General features: G+C 57.6%; 15 protein-coding genes and 4 pseudogenes. 15 read left to right on the plus strand and 4 right to left on the minus strand.

Annotated features, from left to right (window positions below; translation table 11 throughout):
• From X773_RS71570 to X773_RS71620, 11 genes and pseudogenes are all read left to right on the plus strand, one after another.
• Positions 1-200: pseudogene (locus X773_RS71570) on the plus strand (ABC transporter ATP-binding protein); the annotation flags it as partial.
• Positions 193-897, plus strand: coding sequence for an ABC transporter ATP-binding protein (locus tag X773_RS71575; protein ID WP_023680494.1), 705 nt, complete (start codon positions 193-195; stop codon positions 895-897). The pseudogene X773_RS71570 and the gene X773_RS71575, both read left to right, overlap by 8 nt.
• Positions 898-1,220: 323 nt before the next feature.
• Entirely contained in the window at positions 1,221-3,173 is a 1,953-nt protein-coding gene (locus X773_RS71580; RefSeq protein ID WP_023680495.1) for an acetoacetate--CoA ligase, read from the plus strand.
• A 334-nt stretch (positions 3,174-3,507) separates the two neighbouring features.
• Positions 3,508-4,787 (plus strand): annotated as a pseudogene (locus tag X773_RS71585) (Glu/Leu/Phe/Val dehydrogenase).
• 260 nt (positions 4,788-5,047) lie between these two features.
• Positions 5,048-5,617: pseudogene (locus tag X773_RS71590) on the plus strand (trifunctional transcriptional regulator/proline dehydrogenase/L-glutamate gamma-semialdehyde dehydrogenase); the annotation flags it as partial.
• 261 nt (positions 5,618-5,878) lie between these two features.
• Positions 5,879-6,109, plus strand: a complete 231-nt coding sequence (locus tag X773_RS71595) for a hypothetical protein (protein WP_023680499.1) — start codon at positions 5,879-5,881, stop codon at positions 6,107-6,109.
• 306 nt (positions 6,110-6,415) lie between these two features.
• Positions 6,416-7,531 carry an extracellular solute-binding protein gene (locus tag X773_RS71600; RefSeq protein WP_156937489.1) on the plus strand — a complete coding sequence of 372 codons (1,116 nt, stop codon included), beginning with the start codon at positions 6,416-6,418 and terminating at the stop codon, positions 7,529-7,531.
• The gene (locus X773_RS79420; RefSeq protein WP_156937490.1) at positions 7,507-8,640 is read left to right on the plus strand and encodes an ABC transporter ATP-binding protein; all 1,134 of its coding nucleotides are present in this window, start codon (positions 7,507-7,509) and stop codon (positions 8,638-8,640) included. Before X773_RS71600 ends, X773_RS79420 begins: the two co-directional genes overlap by 25 nt.
• Before the next feature lie 13 nt (positions 8,641-8,653).
• On the plus strand, positions 8,654-9,484 hold the full coding sequence (locus tag X773_RS71610) for an ABC transporter permease (protein ID WP_198023660.1): 831 nt from the start codon (positions 8,654-8,656) through the stop codon (positions 9,482-9,484).
• The gene (locus X773_RS71615; protein ID WP_023680503.1) at positions 9,481-10,266 is read left to right on the plus strand and encodes an ABC transporter permease; all 786 of its coding nucleotides are present in this window, start codon (positions 9,481-9,483) and stop codon (positions 10,264-10,266) included. The genes X773_RS71610 and X773_RS71615 overlap by 4 nt, the downstream gene beginning before the upstream one ends.
• A gap of 371 nt (positions 10,267-10,637) precedes the next feature.
• Positions 10,638-11,087, plus strand: coding sequence for a Gfo/Idh/MocA family oxidoreductase (locus tag X773_RS71620; RefSeq protein WP_084641822.1), 450 nt, complete (start codon positions 10,638-10,640; stop codon positions 11,085-11,087).
• Between the two features lie 237 nt (positions 11,088-11,324).
• On the opposite strand, the gene X773_RS77715 is transcribed toward X773_RS71620, so the two are convergent.
• Both X773_RS77715 and X773_RS77720 read right to left on the minus strand, forming a co-directional pair.
• Positions 11,325-11,501, minus strand: a complete 177-nt coding sequence (locus X773_RS77715) for a hypothetical protein (RefSeq protein WP_198023661.1) — start codon at positions 11,499-11,501, stop codon at positions 11,325-11,327.
• A gap of 915 nt (positions 11,502-12,416) precedes the next feature.
• Positions 12,417-12,705, minus strand: a pseudogene (locus tag X773_RS77720) (DDE-type integrase/transposase/recombinase); the annotation flags it as partial.
• On the opposite strand from X773_RS77720, the gene X773_RS76995 reads away from it, so the two are divergent.
• The 4 genes from X773_RS76995 to X773_RS71635 all read left to right on the plus strand — a co-directional run bounded on the left by X773_RS76995 (position 12,586) and on the right by X773_RS71635 (position 16,855).
• Entirely contained in the window at positions 12,586-13,044 is a 459-nt protein-coding gene (locus X773_RS76995) for a hypothetical protein (protein WP_156937492.1), read from the plus strand. The pseudogene X773_RS77720 and the gene X773_RS76995 overlap by 120 nt on opposite strands.
• A 476-nt stretch (positions 13,045-13,520) precedes the next feature.
• Entirely contained in the window at positions 13,521-14,267 is a 747-nt protein-coding gene (locus X773_RS74055) for a YqcI/YcgG family protein (RefSeq protein WP_023680507.1), read from the plus strand.
• Between the two features lie 249 nt (positions 14,268-14,516).
• Positions 14,517-15,770, plus strand: coding sequence for an amino acid permease (locus tag X773_RS71630; RefSeq protein WP_023680508.1), 1,254 nt, complete (start codon positions 14,517-14,519; stop codon positions 15,768-15,770).
• Positions 15,767-16,855, plus strand: a complete 1,089-nt coding sequence (locus X773_RS71635; protein ID WP_023680509.1) for a radical SAM protein — start codon at positions 15,767-15,769, stop codon at positions 16,853-16,855. The genes X773_RS71630 and X773_RS71635 overlap by 4 nt, the downstream gene beginning before the upstream one ends.
• Positions 16,856-16,931: 76 nt before the next feature.
• On the opposite strand, the gene X773_RS71640 is transcribed toward X773_RS71635, so the two are convergent.
• Together X773_RS71640 and X773_RS71645 are read right to left on the minus strand one after the other, a co-directional pair.
• Positions 16,932-18,065 carry a thioesterase domain-containing protein gene (locus tag X773_RS71640; RefSeq protein WP_156937493.1) on the minus strand — a complete coding sequence of 378 codons (1,134 nt, stop codon included), beginning with the start codon at positions 18,063-18,065 and terminating at the stop codon, positions 16,932-16,934.
• The coding region (locus X773_RS71645; protein WP_156937494.1) for an SDR family NAD(P)-dependent oxidoreductase at positions 17,947-19,750 on the minus strand (1,804 nt) is incomplete at its 5' end. The genes X773_RS71645 and X773_RS71640, both read right to left, overlap by 119 nt.

Here is a 19,750-nt window from a genome sequence, read left to right on the forward strand (position 1 = left end):
CACGGGTGCAACAGCTGCGGGCAGATGGAATCTCGATTTTGCTCGTCGAGCACGACATGAAATCGGTGATGCGTCTCTGTGACAGGATCACCGTTTTGAATTTTGGCCGCGTCATTGCTGAAGGAACGCCTGACGAAATCGGACGTCATCCTGAAGTGATCAAGGCGTATCTTGGTCAGAAGAGGAATAGTGATGCTTGAGGCGAAAGATCTCGTACTCGAATATGGTGGCGTCCGCGCGCTCAATGGGATGAGCTTTACGGCCAGAACTGGGGAAGTGACTGCAGTTGTCGGCAGCAACGGCGCGGGAAAGACGACCCTGATGAATGCTATCTGCGGTCTCGTCAAACTCGCTTCCGGCGAGATCCGGTTGGACGGTGCAAGGCTCAATGGGCTCGCCCCGGATGAGATCGTGCGAAAAGGAATCTCGCTAGTGCCCGAGGGACGCGAGCTTTTTCCGAAACTGTCGGTCCTGGAGAACCTGTTGCTTGGCGCGACCGTTCGGCCTGATCCCGCAGTGCGGCGCAAGACGCTGGAGCGGATTTTTGAACTCTTTCCTGTGCTCGCCAACCGTCAAAAACAACAAGCCGGTAGAATGAGCGGCGGTGAACAGCAGATGCTGGCTTTCGGCCGCGCCCTGATGGCGCAGCCGAAAATGCTTCTGCTTGATGAGCCGTCCATTGGACTCGCCCCTATGGTCGAAGAGCAGCTCATCTCGGCCATCAGCGACTATTCGCGCGAAAACGGGATCGGTGTGTTGATCGTCGAACAGAACGCCATGCTTGCGCTTGAGTATGCACAACATGCTTATGTCGTTGAGCAGGGGCGCGTTGCATTGTCCGGGCCAGCAGCAGAGATAAGGGACGATCCTGCAGTCATAGCATCCTACCTAGGCTAGGTATCCCGAGATGCAGGACTTNAGCAGCAGAGATAAGGGACGATCCTGCAGTCATAGCATCCTACCTAGGCTAGGTATCCCGAGATGCAGGACTTGTGTCGATGCCGCCATGCGCACTCATCGCGGCGCAACTAACCTCTCTTCCTCCTAGCCTAGCGGGTTGGCGATCAAGGCGCTCCGGCGTTGCCGGGACGCGGGCGTTGATCTGTTCGGTTGAACACCGAGAAGGCACCTGGTCGCACTAAGTGCTCGGCGCCTTCTATCGCATCGGTCTGGCATCTGCCCCGCGGCCGCCAAAATGTTTGATTCAAAGGAACTCGTCGATGATCGACTCACCCTTATTTCAGCCCAGCGCAGACCAGATTCACACGAGCGCAATCACGAGATTTCGCGAATTCTGCGCGTGGACCTACAAGGCTGATCTACCCGACCATGATGCCTTTCAACAATGGTCAATCGATGAACGCGGGACTTTCTGGTCTGCCGTCTGGGATTATTGCGGCGTGATTGGACAGCCCGGGCCGCGCGATCTCATCAACGGCGACGTCATGCTCGACGCTCGCTTCTTTCCCGACGCCAGCCTAAACTTCGCCAGAAACCTCCTAATCAAGCATGGTCCCGAGGATGCGCTGATCTTCCGCGGCGAGGACAAGGTCAGTTACCGCTGGAGCTGGGATCAGCTCCATTCCACCGTCTCCAAGCTGCAGCAGGCATTCCGCGCAATGGGGCTGGGCAGGGGCGACCGCATATCGGCGATGATGCCGAACATGCCGGAGACCATTGCCTGCATGCTGGCCGCCGCATCGATCGGCGCCATCTGGTCGTCCTGCTCGCCTGATTTCGGCGAACAGGGCGTGCTCGACCGCTTCGGCCAGATCGAGCCCAAGCTTTTCATCACCTGCGACGCTTATTGGTACAATGGCAAGCTGCAGGATGTCGGCGAGAAGGTCCGCGCCATGGCGCCGAAGCTCGGCTGCCCGGTCATGGTGGTCAAATATGCCGGCGATGCCGAGGCGCTGGCCGCATCGCTCGCCAATGCGCGGACGTTTGACACCGCGACGATTCCTTACACCGCCAAGCCGGTTGAATACGAGCAACTGCCGTTCGGCCACCCACTCTATATCCTTTTCTCCTCCGGCACGACCGGTGTTCCGAAATGCATCGTCCATTCAGCCGGCGGCACGCTGTTGCAGCATCTGAAGGAGCACCGCTTCCATTCCGGTGTCGAGGATGGCGACAAGCTGTTCTACTTCACCACCTGCGGCTGGATGATGTGGAACTGGCTGGCCTCGGGGCTGGCGAGCGGCGCAACACTCTGCCTGTTCGACGGCTCGCCGTTCGCGCCCACGGGCAACGTGCTGTGGGACTATGCAGCGGAAGAGAAATTCGCCGTCTTCGGCACCTCCGCCAAATATATCGATGCCATCCGCAAAGGCGGCATCGAACCCTTGAAGACACATGATCTCTCCGAGCTTCGCCTCATCACCTCGACCGGTTCGCCACTATCTCCGAAGGGCTTCTCCTTCGTCTATGACGGCATCAAGCCGGACGTCCAGTTCGCCTCGATTTCCGGCGGCACCGACATCGTCTCCTGCTTCGTGCTCGGCAATCCGGTTAAACCGGTATGGCGCGGTGAGATTCAGGGCCCAGGACTCGGCCTGGCGGTCGATGTCTGGGACGACGAGGGCAAGCCGGTGCGTCGGGAGAAGGGCGAGCTGGTCTGCACCCGCGCCTTCCCCTCGATGCCGGTGGGCTTCTGGAACGACAAGGACGGCGCGAAATACCGCGCGGCGTATTTCGAGCGTTTCGACAATGTCTGGTGCCAAGGCGATTTCGCCGAATGGACCGAACATGACGGCCTGATCATCCACGGCCGCTCGGATGCCACACTCAATCCCGGAGGCGTCCGTATCGGCACCGCCGAGATCTACAATCAGGTCGAACAGCTCGATGAAGTCGCGGAAGCCATCTGCATCGGCCAGGACTGGGACGACGACGTCCGCGTGATCCTCTTCGTCCGCCTCGCACCCGGGCTAGAGTTGGACGCCAATCTCGAAAAGAAGATCAAGACAAAGATCCGCACCGGCGCCTCGCCGCGGCATGTGCCGGCCAAGATCATAGAGGTCGCCGACATCCCGCGCACCAGGTCCGGCAAGATCGTCGAACTCGCCGTCCGCGAGGTCGTGCATGGCAGACCGGTGAAGAACAAGGAAGCGCTCGCCAATCCGGAAGCGCTGGAGCTCTTTGCGACCGCGAAAGCACTTCTCGCCAAGTAGACAATTATACTGCAATACTATTCACTTCGATGAACCCTGCAGCCGAAGAACACCAGAAAAGTTTTCTTTCGCAGGGAATACATATGTCCGTGATTTCCGACAGTTGAGTGGAGTACTCGTTATTTCCCCGGAATGGTGAGGATGTCTATGGTAATCTATGGTAAATTTGATGAACCGGAAATAAAGGAGATGCGTCATGGATAATGCACTCAAGGTCAGTGGATCGGTGGCCGCCGCGGGCGACGGGTCTTTCCTTGAAAGTGNTGCACTCAAGGTCACTGGATCGGTGGCCGCCGCGGGCGACGGGTCTTTCCTTGAAAGTGTCGAAAGTTATATCGATCGAGCTTTTGGCCACCTCGATCTGCCGGAGGGGCTGGCGGAACGGATACGCGCATGCAACTCCACCTACACGGTTCGCTTCGGTGTCCGTCTTCGTGGGAGGATGTACAGCTTCACGGGATGGCGATCAGTCCACAGCGAGCACGTCGAGCCCGCGAAGGGCGGAATTCGCTACGATTCCGCTGCCAACGCTAGCGAAGTAGAGGCGCTAGCAGCCCTGATGAGCTTGAAATGCGCATTGGTCGATGTGCCTTTCGGTGGATCCAAAGGTGCTCTTTGCATCGACCCGAAGCAATGGGAGGTCCATGAGCTCGAGCGCATCACCCGCCGATTTACCCAGGAGTTGGCGAAGCGAAACCTGATCTCACCAGGTCGANCAATGCAAATGCATGCGTTACGGGAAAGCCGCTTTCGCGCGGCGGCATTGCCGGGCGAGCAGAAGCGACTGGCCGCGGCGTGCAGTACGCAATCCACTGCTATCTACGCGATCTCGCCCAAGGTGGCATCGATGGCCGGCGCGATCTGTCTGCAATGAAGGTCATTGTGCAGGGTTTCGGCAATGTTGGCTACCATGCAGCCAAGTTTCTCACTGAGGAAGACCGTGCGAAGATTATCTGCATCGTCGAACGCGATGGCTTCGTCTTCAATCCGGACGGGCTTGATATCGAAGCGGTGAACAGTCACCGCATCCGCACCGGGAGCATCCTCGATTTTCCTGGCGCTCAGAGTTCCACCGAGAAGGAGCGTGGGCTCGAAATCGAGTGCGATATCCTAATTCCCGCGGCGATGGAAAATGCCATCACGATCGATAACGCCAGCCGCATCAGGGCGAAACTCGTCGCAGAAGCAGCCAATGGACCTGTTTCCTTCCAGGCGGAAAGGATCCTTCAGCAAAATGGGATCGTTATTCTGCCCGACCTGTTCGTGAACGCCGGTGGCGTGATCGTCAGCTACTTTGAATGGGTGAAGAACCTGACCCACATCCCGTTTGGCCTGATGGAGCGTCGTCGGCGAGAGCGCCGCAACTCGCAAATCACAAGCGCACTTGAATCGATGACAGGTAAGCCTTTTCCCGAGGACATGCGGGGCGAATTTCTCGAGGGCGGTCGCGAAGTCGACTTGGTGCGTTCGGGCTTGGACGACGTTATGCGGGGTGCATACGACAGGATGGCGAAGGTTCTCAGCGAGAAGCCCGAGATCAAAGATTTCCGCACAGCTGCCTACTACATCGCACTTCACCAGATCGGCGACGCGTACAAGGCGATTGGAATCTAGCATGGCTCGAGATCGTTCTCCCGAAAGTCCTATCGCGACAGAGGCGGGTCCAAACCCGAAGGACGACGTTGTCGATCTCTTGCGAAACTATCGACCGATCGCGCTGGGCGCAGTCCGTGCCGCCGCTTCCATTGCATCGTCCGAGAAGCAAGCGAGCACGAGCAATACTGCATTCGATGTCCGCTTGCTCCCGGAAAGCACTCCAGACTGGCAGTAGGCGACCACCTCGCGAACTTCAAACACTCACAATAGGATAGGCCATGCTTGAAGCCGCCATCGATGCCAGCCATAACGCCGGCGCCAAACCGTTTGAACAATTTGCACCGCCGGTTCGTGAACAATCGAACCTTCGCAAAGCAATCACCGCAGCTTACCGCCGACCCGAAACCGAATGCCTCCCGCCGCTGGTCGAGGCAGCGCGTGCTCCAGCCGACCTGAGGGCATCGATCCGCGGCACAGCCCGCAAGTTAATCGAGGCACTTCGAGCGAAACATAAGGGGACCGGCGTCGAAGGACCGGTCCAGGAATACTCGCTGTCGAGCCAAGAGGGCGTTGCTCTCATGTGTCTTGCGGAGGCACTGCTGCGCATTCCAGACACTGCAACACGCGATGCGCTGATCCGCGATAAGATTTCCGAAGGCGACTGGAAATCGCATGTCGGTGGCGGCCGCTCGCTCTTCGTCAATGCCGTGACCTGGGGCTTGGTCGTGACAGGCCAGCTGACCTCGACGGTCAACGACCGCAGCCTTGCCGCGGCGCTGACGCGGCTAATCGCCCGCTGCGGCGAGCCTGTGATCCGCCGCGGCGTCGATATGGCGACGCGGCTCGTGAGCTTGGCAGCTTGCCGGCAGTTGGCCTTCAAAAGGAGCTTGTCGGAGCTGTAGGTGAGCGCAATCTCTACGCGCTCCATCCGCGTGGCCGCCTCCTTCTCGCTCCAAAGACCGAAGAGGGGCTCTATCGGCAAATTGCAGCCGCTCTGGCGACCGGAAACCAACTGGTCATCGACGTGGCAACCGGTCTTCGCCCGTTATTGAAGGGCTTGCCGGTGAGCGTTGCAGATCGCATCACTTGGTCGACGGATCGGGACAAACATGGCCCATTCGCCTCTGCCCTTGTCGAGGGTGACGCAGATCGCGCGTGTGCTAATCAACAAAAAGATCGCTGCCCTGGATGGGCCACTGGTGCTGGTTCAGACAGCGACTACGGATGAGATCCGACGCGATATCGAGACCTACTGCCTCAACTGGCTCGTCGAGGAGGTTTCCACCTCGATCAACACCGCTGCAGCTAGTGGGAATGCGAGCTTGATGATGATTGGCTGAGCCGGTGGTCGCTCGGGTCGCCCATGAGGGCGACNTGAGGGCGACCCGAAGTTTGAGAGTAAGGGCTCCGGGTGGTTGCCTGAGATGCCCCAATTTTTTGCTGCTCGGTTGGCCGAAACAGCGCCTCCGAGCCAGCCGGCGGCGCTTTCAGTTTTGGCGTCGATGTGCACCGCATGATCGACTTGGTTTTCGCTCAAAAGCCTGAAGAATCGCCTGAAAATGGTATTGACTCCCGTTGATCTTTGATCAAGGATCATATTGCCGATCAGCACGGGAAAGCTGACGGCCAAAACCGGGAGACTAAAGATGAATCGTCGTGAATTAATTGCTCGCCAAGGAGCGCTTCTTGCCGCCGTCGGCATGGCTGCAGTATATCCTTCAATGAGCGCGCGAGCGGCAGCAAGTGCCGAAGCGCTCAACGTCACTCTCAAGTTCCTTGGTTGGCAGGGTTACGATGACCCTAAGGCAATGGGAACGCTTGCTGTGCAGGGTCTCACCCTGGATGCCCAATACATCACCGGCAATGCTGAGATTGTAACGAAACTCCGTAGCGGCGGAGTGGGGTCGATTGACGTTGTCACGCCCGGCATCAGTGCCGTCGAGCCCCTGATCAGGACAAAGCTGGTCGAGCCGATTGACGCGACGAAACTGCCAAGCAGCGAGCGCTTCTTCAGCCAGTTCCGTAACATGTCGTGGCAGCAGTCGGACGGCAAGAACTATGCCGTGCCGGTGAGCTGGAGCGACTATCCGATGAGCTACCGCGCAGACCTGTTCAAGGATCTTCCCAAGAAATGGGCCGATCTCGGCGATGAGAAGTACCGCGGAAAGCTCATCACGCTGGATGATCCTGCAAACCTCTGGATCTTCGCACGGGCACTATTCAAATCCTCTGATTTCTCCAAGATGACCAAGGATCAGGTCAGTCAGGCTGCCGACGCTTTCATGCCGGTCAAGGCGAACCTGACTACGATTGCGCCAAGCTTTGGTGACATTGCTGACGTTCTGGCTCGCGGGGATGCACAAGCAAGTGTACTCGGATGGCGGTTTATCGACACCAAGCTGAAGGCGAAGGGCATCGATGGAGTGTCCTATGTTCCACCGGAAGACGGCACATTCCTCTGGTGTGACTCATACTGCATCGCCGCAAAGGCCCCGCATTTGGAGCAGACTTACGCGTTCCTCAATCAGATGCTTTCCGCAGAGGGCAACGCCATCATCGGCGCTGCAATCGGCTGTGGCGTTGTGAACGCCGATGCGGTTGCGCTTCTGCCTGAGGACCAGCGAAAGCTTTATCCTTACGAAGATCTTCCGGCCTTCCTGGAAAAGAACACGTTCTATATTTCGCCGGCCCTTGAGGCCGAGGGTGAAATCGCAACCATGCGCGATTGGACCGAAGCTTGGGAACGAATCAAGCTGTCATGATCTCGCAGGGAGTTGGAAATTCCGCAGTCTCGGTCCAAGGGGTCACGAAGCAGTTTGGCACATTCACTGCCCTGTCGAGCATTTCGCTCGACGTGGCGCCTGGCCGCTTTGTCTCTTTGCTTGGTCCGTCAGGCTGCGGCAAGACGACGTTGATGCGCATCGTCGCCGGGCTGGATCGTCAATCAACAGGGCGCGTTGTGATAGCAGGGAAAGACCTGTCGCTGACGCCGCCGCATCGCCGCCCTGTTGGCCTCGTTTTCCAGCGCTACGCGCTGTTTCCCCACATGACGGTAAGCCAGAATGTCGGGTTTGCGCTATCGCTGCAACGGCTGGAGAAAAAGAAGGCTGCCAATCGCGTTGGCGAGCTTCTCGAGATCGTCAGGCTGAGCGCCTTTGCAGATCGCCCGATCGATCAGCTTTCCGGCGGCCAGGCTCAGCGAGTGGCGCTCGCGCGCGCTCTTGCTGCTGGACCACCGGTTTTGCTGCTCGATGAACCGATGTCAGCACTGGACCTCAAGCTTCGCCAAGCGATGCAGCTCGAACTTCGGCAGCTGCAGCGTAGCATCGGCGCGACCTTCCTGTTCGTCACACACGATCAGGACGAGGCGATGGTCATGAGCGACGAGATCGTCCTTATGAACAGCGGAACCATCGTTCAACGTGGCTCACCTGAGGAGGTTTATAGCCGACCGAAAACTTTGTTCAGCGCAAAGTTTTTGGGGGAAGCGAACATCTTCACCGGGTCGCTCCGCCGTGAGGGAAATAAGTCCTTGCTTCAATCGGCTGATGTGAACATCCGCTTCGATGCTCACGATGATCGAGACACGGGAGCGGGCCTCGTCTGCGTCCGACCCGAGTCCATAAAGATTGAGGTGGCACCGAACGTCTCGTCTGTCGCGTCCGAGCCAAATTCGCTAACCGGACAGGTTAGAGAGGCAATCTTTCAAGGCGCATTCAGGCGCTACCTGGTTCAGGTCGGCGAGCAAAGCGTTATGGTCCAGCAACCGGTTCTCTCCGGCGGAGGCGGCGCATTCTCGCAAGGCGACCGCGTTCTTCTCAGCTGGCCGGACAACTCGGTCGCGCAAATCGAAGACGACACCAATGGTTAGGCAGTTTTACCTCATGGCTGCGCCGGCCAGCCTCTTCATGGCCGTCTTCTTCATTATCCCATGCGGCGTGTTATTCGCGTATTCTTTCGGTAGCACAAGCTACGCCGACATTTCGTTCGGTACCTCACCAGAGAATTACATCAAGATCTTCACGGACCCACTGTTCCGTGAGATTCTGCTGCGATCTCTTTGGATGGGATCGACGATCGGGCTGGCGTCAGTCGTGCTTGCGTTTCCGTTGGCATATGCGATCACGCTAGGCCCGCTTCGGCGGGCAGGGACCGTTATTCTGCTCCTAGTGATGGTCTCCCTGTTCACAGCCTACATCGTGCGGATTTACGCATGGCGGTCACTCCTCGGCCGCAATGGTGCGATCAGCCAGTTGTTGAGCTGGACGGGTGTCACCGACGCGCCATTGGAAACCTTCGCGTATAGCAAAGCTGCCGTGATCGTGACTTTGACAAGCATCCTCGTACCGGTCGCGATAGTTCCGCTCGCTTCGGCCCTTTCCGGGGTGTCGGCGCAATGTATTGAGGCAGCGAAGAGCCTCGGCGCCACTTCGCTCGGTGCCTTTTTCCGGGTCACCGTGCCAATGGCCAGCCGCGGTATCGTGTCCGCGTTTGCGCTGACGTTCGTCATCGCAGCTGGCGATTTCGTCACCCCTCAACTTCTTGGCGGACCCAAGGCGCAGCTTGCCGGGAACGCAGTGGTCGGTCGATTTGGTCTTTCATTTGACTGGCCGCTCGGGTCCGCAATTGCGTTCAGCTTGGTAATTTCCATGGGAATATTCCTATGGGCGGTCACCGCTTTGCTGAGGCGTATTGGAGTCAAAGATCGACCATGAACCAGGGACGTTTCTCGACTTTTGCGTTTAGTTTATACACGGCAATCCTGCTGGTATTTCTCTTCGCTCCTATCGCCATCGTGGTCCTTTTTTCCTTCGATGCGAAAGGACTTGCGGCTTTCCCTTTCGAGGGCCCGACGACGGAATGGTATATGTCTGTCGCGCGCGACCCGATCATGCGTAAGGCTGCGGTCAACAGTGTGTTCGTCGCGCTCGGCACCACGATCTGCTGCATACTGATCGGCACTTCGGCAGCCTTCGCCATCGCCAGATTCAGATTCCGTCGTGCATCGCTGTTCGCTGGTTTGATGGCGCTGCCATTGCTCTTGCCGCACCTTCTGCTCGGGATCTCTTTGCTATCGTTCTTCACGAGCCTTGGCATCGGTCTTTCGGTATGGACCGCTATCATCGGCCACGTACTGATCACTCTGCCATTCATGGTGTTCACACTCACCAGCCGAATTGCGAGCCTTGACCCGCAGATCCCCGAAGCAGCGGCAACACTGGGAGCGAACCCCGCTCAGGCATTCTACCGGGTCACGTTGCCTCTGATACGGAGTGCCATGGTAGGTGCGGCGCTTCTAGTTGTTGCGTGGTCGCTCGACGAGTTCAGCGTGTCGTTCTTCACGATCGGATCCGACAATACACTTCCGATCGTGATTTGGGGTCAGATGCGTGCCGGCGTCAGCCCGACGGTGAATGCGATTTCGGCGATAATGGTGCTTGCGACCATACTGCTGATCTACGTCGTGCACCGAGTCTCCGACATCCGCTTCCAGTGAAGCGGATGTCGCCTCCCAGGACGGCCCGAAAAGTTGCTTTTCGGGCCGTCGACTGCTGGCAGTCGCTTTGTACGACGAACGGATACTGTCCGTTTCAATTGACATTTCCAAAGCGAGAAGACTTCCAGACATTTTTCGTAGTGAGACGATCGAGCAAGCTAAGCAGGGGGACTGCGCATGCCGAATGATAGCTCAACGAGCACCCGCGAGGGGCACCCTATCCGGGTGGCAGTTGTTGGCCTTGGAGAGGTGGCAAAGGTCCACCTTGCCGCTTTCTCCCTTGTCCCCAAGGCTCGTCTGGAAGCAGTATGCGACTCGCGGGCTGACGTGGTCCACCAAATCTCCNTTTCTCCCTTGTCCCCAAGGCTCGTCTGGAAGCAGTATGCGACTCGCGGGCTGACGTGGTCCACCAAATCTCCAACGAGTTGGGTGTTCGCGGCTACGTCGGCGTCGCCGAAATGATCCAGGCCGTCGGCATTGATTTGGTCATGATTCTTACACCGGCGGCAACGCACCGCGCTATTATCGAGATAGCGGCGGCCGCGGAGATCGACGTGTTCTGCGAGAAGCCCATAGCGACCAGCCTGCGAGATGCAGAAGAAATTGTTGCCCGGTGTCAGCAAGCATCGATCCGATGCTTTTATGGGTCGAGCTACAAATATCTGCCAGCCATTCGAACTGCCCGCGAGCTCATCAAGACGGGGACGCTGGGTGACGCACAGCTGTTGAGCGAAGTGGTTGTTTCCGGAAATGGCCTCGATGGTTATTCTCCGTTGCCATTTTTCACATTACCCGAAAAACGGGCCGGGCGGGCCGGGTAAGAGTTTGATTGATCACGGCATCCATCTGGTTGATGTGTTCGGTTGGCTTCTTGGTGAGCGGCCTGCAAAAATCCTCGGAAAAGGCCTGACGTCAGGTCACGCTGCAGGGACCGAGTTCTTGATCGCAAAGTCTCCATCTGGTGCCATAGGCCACTTGCTCTGCAATAACGCGACCTTTCCGGTGACACTGCCGAACGAAGGAATCTTTGCAGGCGGCGCAGGGTGGGGTAACGACGGTCAGTATGTTTCTGCCGGCGGATGGATTTCGGATCCAGGCTCTATTTGCGTTTGGGGCACGCGCGGGTCTTTGCGGATTTTCCACTTATGCGAATGCGCTACTTTCTGAACACCGGCGATGGCCCGCGCCAGGTTGATGTAGCGGGTCTTCCATCGCCAAATCATTTCGCTGCCCAACTCGCTTCCTGTGTGGACGCTATTGAGGCGCGTTCGAAGCCTGACGTCGACGCGCAGGATGGGCTCGCGGCTCTTTCCATAATTTTGGAAGCCGGTGGTTTTGGAAACGGACCGCTCCTTGACCAACTTTAAGATAAATCTCTCGACAGCTGCGCACGCGGCCAGTCAACCAGGCGCGTGTGCGCTGGAGGAACCGATCATGCTCTCATCCGCGGATTGGCTGCCGCATTTACCATTTTCGTCGCGGGCCTTCCTCTGTCTAAGGACGGGCATGGGCCAAAGCTCGCCCCAGCGTAGTCCGAGGGTTTCCCATCATGCCTGTATTTCGCGGCACGCTGGTCAGGTTGGTTTTGTAACAGTCAGCGACCTCCTTTAAATTCTTTTCCGGCGTTACAAGCTTTCAACCGCGAACATCTGTCGGGTGGAAGCGCCTACTGACATCCCAAACGAAGCCGGCGAGTTCGCGGGCAACGGCGGTGCGCCAACCAAAGGCCCGCCACGGTGAACCGGAGCGGGCCTTGGAGGAGGACAAGGGGTAGGACCCTCTCCTCTTGTTTCCACGGGGGTGTGGACCGCGACCACCTTACGAGGGTTTTGTCGAATGCCGGATCACAACCCAGCCTGCACGCATCACAATGCGGTGCGCGGCGCCCTCGGTGCGGCGCAAAACACTCGCCACCACCTGAAGTCTCGGCGGCCAGCTTGCCATCACCTGTAATCGCCGACCTAGCACCACTTGTTCTGGCGAGGGTCAGGCCGCCCGCATCGGGACCTACTCAACCCCATGCAGCGGAGAAATGGGCTGCCAGCGCCGGATGGCCGGTAATTTCCTCTTAAGCTAGGCTCTAGAATGGTTGTGTTGCAAAGTTTTTTTCTCTGCCATGAAGGTTGGTCGAGNGTCGAGACCGGCCGCTGTCATGCCGCTAGTATGGCGAACTGCTCGGCCAGGGAGGGATTTGGATTGAACGCGTACCTTGCCTGTCGCTTGCGCATCATGTGAAGCATTTCGATCCCGGACAGGTGATGCTGGCGGTGGCCGGCGACTTGAAGCCAGCATCGGCCGCACACGGCGCTCGATGCGCCGGTGGTCCTGCTCGATCCTGTTGCTCAAGTATCGACTTTTCCTGATCGTGATCGGTTTCAGCCAGCGCCGGGAACGATCCTGCAATCGATTTGCCGCGTCGCCGGAAGCGACCGATCGCTTCTTTCGAATGTCATCGAAAGCAGTTCCATCGTCGATTTGTGCCCCGCAATGACAGCTGTCGTTTGCCGCCTTGCTGCTTTCACATCGCGCCGGATTCTGATTCAGGGCTCAGGAGCGCACGCCGAATTATCGCCAAGCTCCAATCTCACAGTCGTTCCGCCCCATAAAAAGAACAACAACAGGAACGCCGAAGCATGCGTGGCGGCCCTGCACGCCTATCTCAGTGGCGGCGCAGGGCAGCATGCTCGGCAGGCCGGCTCGTTTCAGAAGCTTCTGGTCGACCCAGGCTCTCAGGGGCGGGATGAGCGGCGACAATCAACGGTGGGACTGTCATCCTGATCAGGTTCTTCCGCATACTCATTGTCGGATCCTCGACGATGTAGGACATGAGACACAGCGCTCTATGAGTGATCGTATTGTTTTGACACGATATTCTCGTTCGGCACGATGCATGCAGGGCTATCCGCAATCGCGCTGAGGCACGGACTGAGGAGACATCAACCATGACCAGGCCCGCCCAACATGCGGTCTACTCGCGAAAACTGAGCTTTCCGAGCCGACGGAAGATTTTGCGCACTACTGCGGCACATCCGGCATCTCTCAACTAGCAGGTGTTTTCAGGCCCCGGCTTTGATTTGTCGTTTTGCCGGATTGAGCCGCGCGGAGAGACACCGTGTGAGCGCAGCTCTCGGCGGGAGGCACTGACGGCGATAGCACGGCTCGCGGGCAATCGGATACATGCACGCCGCATTGCACAAATCCGCCTGCGCAACGAACTCCAACAACGGATTACCAAATCGAGTTGGGAGAAAGACATGCTGATCAATCAAGGAGAACTTGCCAACCTCACGGCTGAATTCTGGTGGGGCCACGCAGCGATTTCGCACGTTCTGTCGAAGTTCGAAGCCGAGACAGGAACCCGCCCTAAATTTCCCTGTATTTTCGGGCAGAACGCGGTCAAACGAGGCAATTTACGCTTCCTCCTCATTCCATACAAATTCGAGACTTCACAATATGACCTTAATGTGTTGGCTTCTGGACTACGCACCTACATCGCACACACTAATATTCGCTCCATCGACCTCAACCACCATTGCCCACTACTTGTGCTTTTTGAGCCAATAACCACTCTTACAGCCACAGATCATTTCAAGAAGGTATTCATAGAAGCGATGCAGTTTTTACTGGATGAGGATCACGGAACTTGGCCTGCGCACGTATCCAAGGATCCTGCGCATCATACTTGGACGATGTGCTTTGACGGCTGTGAACTTTTCGTGAATGTAAGTCATCCAGGGCATGTTCTTCGTAAAAGTAGAAACCTAGGCCCCGGGCTGGCATTCGTTATAAATCCGCGCAAGATATTCGACATAGCTGCTCCCGCTGATCGGAAAGGCAGAGCCATAACAGCAACGATCAGGCGCAACATCGACATCTACGACGATGTCGCACACAGCCCGTTGCTGGGATCTTACCTTCTCGGCGAAGCGCAGTGGCCGCAATACATGATCCCCGACAACAATGAGGAGGCCCCACTCGAGTGCCCTCTGCACTTCAAATGATTGACAGTACACCAGCGGATTCGCCATCCTCTCCGCCTATATTGTGACTGTCATCTGTAGTGCTGAGTTATACTTGAAGATGTGCCGCGTCGTGTCTAGACGCGAGCAGAACCAACAGCTTGAAAGTGAGAGTCCGGGGGCGATGCCCGTACTACATACTCGTGAATGAGATCACTCGTCTCGGTAGGTCGGCGATGCACGATCTGTGTGACTACTACAGCGAGCTAGGTTACCTTTTCCGAGGGTATTATGAAAGATGTTATCGATAACGAACTCACGGGACATTTGGGTCTCGCCTCAGGGAGTTTGCTTATAGTTATAGTGATCCTTGGATCCGGCATTCTTGTGCTCCCAGGACTAGTGTTCGCAAAAATTGGCGCGGACGGCATCTACGCATGGTTTGCTTGCTCGCTGCTCTCTGCGCCGATCCTCGCCATGATGGTTATCTTAGGCAGTGCATATCCGAGTGCCGGCGGTGTTGCGTACTACGCTAAACTTGCTTTTGGCCAATACCTTGAACTGCTCGTGTCAATGCTCTTTCTTGGAGCAGTAATTTTGGGCTTGCCATCTATCGCGATTGTGGGTTCGGCCTACCTACAAAAGCTAACTTGGCCCGGTGTTGATGTTCATCTGATTGCGGCGCTACTTATTTTGCTTGCTGGCTTTTTCGCTCTGTTCGCCGGTGAGACCTTCCGCAGTGGCGTGAAGCTGGTGGGCGGTTGGTCCTTATCGCTTTTGGTAGGCGCTCTCTTTGTGCTAATCGTGCTGGCAATACGGGCCAACGGTGTCCGCTTCGGTCCACCCTCAGATTTCCCGTCGATTGCGAGCCAGATTCCGCTGATCTTCTTCTCCTTCACCGGTTGGGAGATCGCGTCCCATTTGGCCGCGGATTTTAGGAATCCTAAGAGGGATTTTGGCCGAGCAATGGTCTTTGCCTTTATTCTGATCTGCGCCGTCTACGTCGGCAGCGCGGCGCTCGTGCATATCGCTGATATTAAGTCGAACTTCAATGTGCCAATATTCCAGGCTGCGGCGCAAATCGCACCTTCCGCTCCACATTGGCTGGTTCCCGTGCTTGGCGCATCGCTGGTCGCTGCCAATCTCTTCGGGTCAGTTGTGGCCGTCTCACGGCTGGTATTCTACCTCTCCAGACGACACTTCCTTCCCGCCAGTCTCGGTTGCTTGCACCATGGTGCCCCTCGCAACAGTGTCTATTGCGTGGCTGCAGCCCTGATCATAGTCGTCGCCTGTGACCAGATTGGGCTGCTCAATATCGAATTAATGTTCAGCTTGGCCGGAATGAACTTTCTTGCCATTTACGTCGTTTCGGCGGTTGCACTGGTCCGACTCAGGCAAGGATTGGTTTCGAGGCTACTCGCTGCTGTGATTGTCATTCCCGCTGTGCTGATCATACTCGGCGACGGAGTCTCTCTCCCTTATATTGCATCTATCGCCCTCATTGCCATTTTTTTGAACCGCAACAATCGAGCGGAACTAACATGAACCAGTCCTCTATCAATGAGGCGTTCAAGACCATCTCGATCAAGCAGGGACTGCTGCCCGTGAAGGTCACGCCATTCTATGAAATGAAAATCAGGGAAGAAGTTGAGGCGCTAGGCAATCATCTGGGGCCGCTTCATCGAGCGTCCTTTCCAACGCAGGACAAAATCTCGTTGAGGGCTCCCAATGAGGTGAACGACTTCGTCGATGACCGATCAAATGCGCTCGGCGATACGAACAAAACGTCCATGATCAGAAAATACGCCGACCGCATCCTGTTCCTACCCACCTCGAAGTGTTTCGGGCATTGCCAGTATTGTTTCCGAACAAACGTGCTTACAGAGAACAATGCCGTTGACCCGCGAAATGGACAGAATGCAGATCTGCGCCAGCTGCTCGAATATCTACGCACCCACCCAGAGGTCACGGAGGTGATCCTCTCAGGCGGAGATCCGTTGATCCTGCCAACATCCCGGCTTGAGGTAATCATGGAGGGGATTCGCTCGGTTCCATCGGTAAAGTCAATCCGTATTCATACAAGAGCGATTGTGTATCAACCGGATGCTTTCACACCAGAGAAAATTGAAATCTTTGCGACGCACAATATCCGTGTTGTTTTTCACATTGTGCATCCGTATGAAATCTGCACAGATGTATCTGAAAAGATCGAAGAGCTTCGACGGCGCAGAATCAGGCTCTACAATCAATTTCCGTTGTTGCGCAACACAAATGATCATCATTTAGTTCTCAGTCGGCTCCTTGAGAGGCTTGACGAGATTGGCGTACGCAACCTCTCAATCTTCATCCCAGATCCCATCAACTTCTCTGCAGCATTCCGCGTGCGTTTGAGTCGCGTCTGGCAGATCGCTGATCATCTTAACTTCATTTCACCATCATGGATCAATTCGACACGATTTGTGTTCGACTCCCAAGGCGGAAAAATGAGGCGAGAAAACTATGTTGCGACGAATAGCAGCAATGATGTCGCCATCTTCGTCCGCGACGGCAAGCCCATTTCCTTTCCCGATTTTCCGGAGCATCTTGATGTCCCCGGCAAGATCGAATTCATGCTGTGGAAACAAAAGTGATTGTAGGGCTGAAGGGTGCGACATGGCCGGCTGCCGCTTTGGTAGACGCTGAGACGAAGGTGACTGAACCCGGTGGTCAGGTCATCACCGCCAGCTGGCGCTCGCCGTCTGCGGCCAACCGCTGGACGACGGGCTCGAGGTCTTCGATCGCAATGCGCGTAAGGAGTTCGATCTGGTGTTCCATGAAAAAGTGATCGCCGGCGCAAAAATGCGCCTTGAACTGCTTCGTGGTATGCTCTTTCCAGCCGATAATGTGGTCGCCCGTAACATAGGGGTCGATGCGGCCTCCTATCGCTGTGATTGGGGCGTCGAGCGGAGGATGGGAACCGTAGCGATAGGCGTTGTTGAGCTCGTAGTCCGCTTGGATAATCGGAAGCATCATCGCGCGCATTTCCGGATCTTCGAACAGCGCCTTGTTGTTGGCGAAATTTACCTCCTTTAGCATCTCGACGAACTCGCTCTCGTCGAGTTCGTGTTCGGCCTTGCCGGTCTCGTGATTGAACTGCTGGACGTCGATGGCGAACTGGTCGTCATTGTAGATCTGTGGCGAGCGACCACCGGCCACGAAGAAGTATTCCGGCTCCAGCCCGTGATCGCGGCGCACCCGCTGGGCAACCTCGAAGGCCTGGACGCCGCCACAGCAAAACCCGAAGAAGGCGAAGGGTTTTTCCTTAAGGAAGGGCAGCATCTCCGGCACGATGCCGTCGACCATGTCCTCCATCCGCATCCAGAAGCCCTCTTCCAGGCGCGCGCTGCGGCCTGGCATCTGCAGGATGCCGAACTCTATGTGATCCGGCATCTTGTCGATCCAGCGCTGGAATACGAGCGGGCCGCCGCCGGCATAGGGAAAGCCGATCAGGCGGATGGGTGCGTCAGGCTTCGGACGCGGAATGATCACCGCGCTCTTGGCGTAGCCCTGGGCGCTGTCGGCCGCGACCGGCGCGGTCGGTACCGCCTCGCCATCCGCAACGCCCCCGAGAGCGGCGCTCACCTGCGTCTCAGTATAGGCCGCGATCTCCGCGATAGAGGCACCCATCACGAGGTTCTGAAGCGAAACCTTGATGCCGGTCTTGGCGAGTTCGTTGCGGAACTCAATTGTAGCCAAGGAGTCGAATCCCATCTGGTTGAGTGCTTCGTCCATCGGCAGGCTGTCCGGATCGGCGATGCCGAGCACACGGGCGACTTCTCCGCGCNGGATTCTTCTGCACATTCGACAGAGGCGTGAGCCAAGCCGGCGTCTCCCCGTACTGCTTCTTGGCGAAACGTCGCCACAGGATCGGCGCTGCGGTGAGCGTGCCAGTTGAGGCGAACAGGCCCTCCAGCCGCTCGAGCGCCTCCCGGTTGCGGATCGCGAGCAGGCCGAAATCGGTCAGGCGCTTGCGCAGGCGCTCGTCGAGACCGGATGCCATACCGGTTTCCGCCCACGGACCCCATTCGATGCTGACACCTGGCAGACCCTCGGCGTTGCGGCCCTCGACGATGCGGTTCATGGCGGCATTGGCCGCCACGTAAGCCGCTTGGCCCTTCATACCGAGAAGCGCGCTAACCGAGGAGAAGCAGACGAAGAAGTCGGGTGAGAAGCGACGGCTCGCATTGTCGAGAACGAGCGTACCCTGGAGCTTGGCCCGGAGTGCGCGTTCGAGTTCCCTCGCCTCCTCGATCGATCCGAGCGTGGCGTCCTGAACGATGCCGGCGGTGTGGATGATCCCGCCGAGTTGATGGCCCGCCTCCGAGAGATCGCCCAGGATTCGCTCGACTCCGACCTGGTCGGCGATGTCAACCGCATGCGCCGCGATCTCAGCGGCTGAACGGCGCAAGGCTTCGAGCCGTTCCTGTTTGGCGCCTTCCGCGACGTCCCTGTTGAGAAGCACGAGGCGGCGCGCACCGCGACTGATCAGCCATTCGGCCATTAGCGAACCGAGGGCGCCAAGCCCGCCGGTGACGAGATAGGTCTTCTGCGGATCGACCGCGCAATCCGTACCGACATCGTCGCTTTCGCTGAGGCGCAGGACGTAGCGTTCCTCGCCGCGCACGGCGTAGGCGGTCTCCGACCCAGAGCCACCGACGAGAATACCGATCGCGACCGCGATTTCTGCATCGCTCGGCTCCGCGCCGAGATCGATGTCACCCCCCCACAGATCGGGATGTTCGCTCGCGAGCACCATCGCCATGCCATGCAGTGAGGCGCTGACCAGTGAGGCTGGACGAGCGGCGTCCGGAATTGGTGTGTCTGTTTGCGGCACGGCACGGCCGGACTGGCCGACGACCCAAATCTTCGCCTTCGCCAGATTGCCATGCTTGGTGGCTGCCTGAACCGTCTGGACGAACTGCATGAGGGTGGCGGCGTGGCTGTGCGCCGCCTCGCCGATCTGTCCACTTGACNTTGACGCTCCTTCCGCGCTCTCAGGGGTGACGATGATCCCCGCGACATGCGCGTCGAGCACACCGCCAGTGAGACCTGTTTCGACATTCGAAAGAACGATCGCTGTCTGTTCCGGCCCTTCCCGCTTCGCCTCGATCGCCTGAGCCAAGCGTCCGGCGAGACCGAGGGCATTGCCCAGGATAATCCAGAGGGCCTTGTCTTTCGGCGGTTGCGGCGCCGACTGCTTTTCCACGTGCCATTCGCGGCGGCAGTGCCATGCCAGCCGGTCGCTCGCTTTCGTGTCGATCCAGTGATGCTGACGCTCGAAGGGATAGAGCGGAAGATCGACGAGCCGGCGTTCATTATCCGGCAGATCGGTGAGCGTATTGATCGTAAGGCCGGCGAGGAAAAGGCGGCCCGCTGTCTCGGCGAGAACCTCTTCGTCATTGCGGGTGCGATTGAGGCTCGAGACGAATTGTGAGGGCGAGGCAATGCCATCTAGGGCCGCCTGCGCCATCGGAGTGAGGACCGGG

Source organism: Mesorhizobium sp. LSJC280B00 (assembly GCF_000502835.1).
Taxonomy (GTDB): Bacteria; Pseudomonadota; Alphaproteobacteria; order Rhizobiales; family Rhizobiaceae; genus Mesorhizobium.

Bases quoted from the DNA above. Each gene is read 5' to 3' on its own strand.
- X773_RS71580 (WP_023680495.1), top strand. From the start codon at position 1,221: ATGATCGACTCACCCTTATTTCAGCCCAGCGCAGACCAGATTCACACG.
- X773_RS71630 (WP_023680508.1), top strand. From the start codon at position 14,517: ATGAAAGATGTTATCGATAACGAACTCACGGGACATTTGGGTCTCGCC.
- X773_RS71600 (WP_156937489.1), top strand. From the start codon at position 6,416: ATGAATCGTCGTGAATTAATTGCTCGCCAAGGAGCGCTTCTTGCCGCC.
- X773_RS74055 (WP_023680507.1), top strand. From the start codon at position 13,521: ATGCTGATCAATCAAGGAGAACTTGCCAACCTCACGGCTGAATTCTGG.
- X773_RS71615 (WP_023680503.1), top strand. From the start codon at position 9,481: ATGAACCAGGGACGTTTCTCGACTTTTGCGTTTAGTTTATACACGGCA.
- X773_RS71635 (WP_023680509.1), top strand. From the start codon at position 15,767: ATGAACCAGTCCTCTATCAATGAGGCGTTCAAGACCATCTCGATCAAG.
- X773_RS71575 (WP_023680494.1), top strand. From the start codon at position 193: ATGCTTGAGGCGAAAGATCTCGTACTCGAATATGGTGGCGTCCGCGCG.
- X773_RS71595 (WP_023680499.1), top strand. From the start codon at position 5,879: ATGGCCCATTCGCCTCTGCCCTTGTCGAGGGTGACGCAGATCGCGCGT.
- X773_RS71610 (WP_198023660.1), top strand. From the start codon at position 8,654: ATGGCTGCGCCGGCCAGCCTCTTCATGGCCGTCTTCTTCATTATCCCA.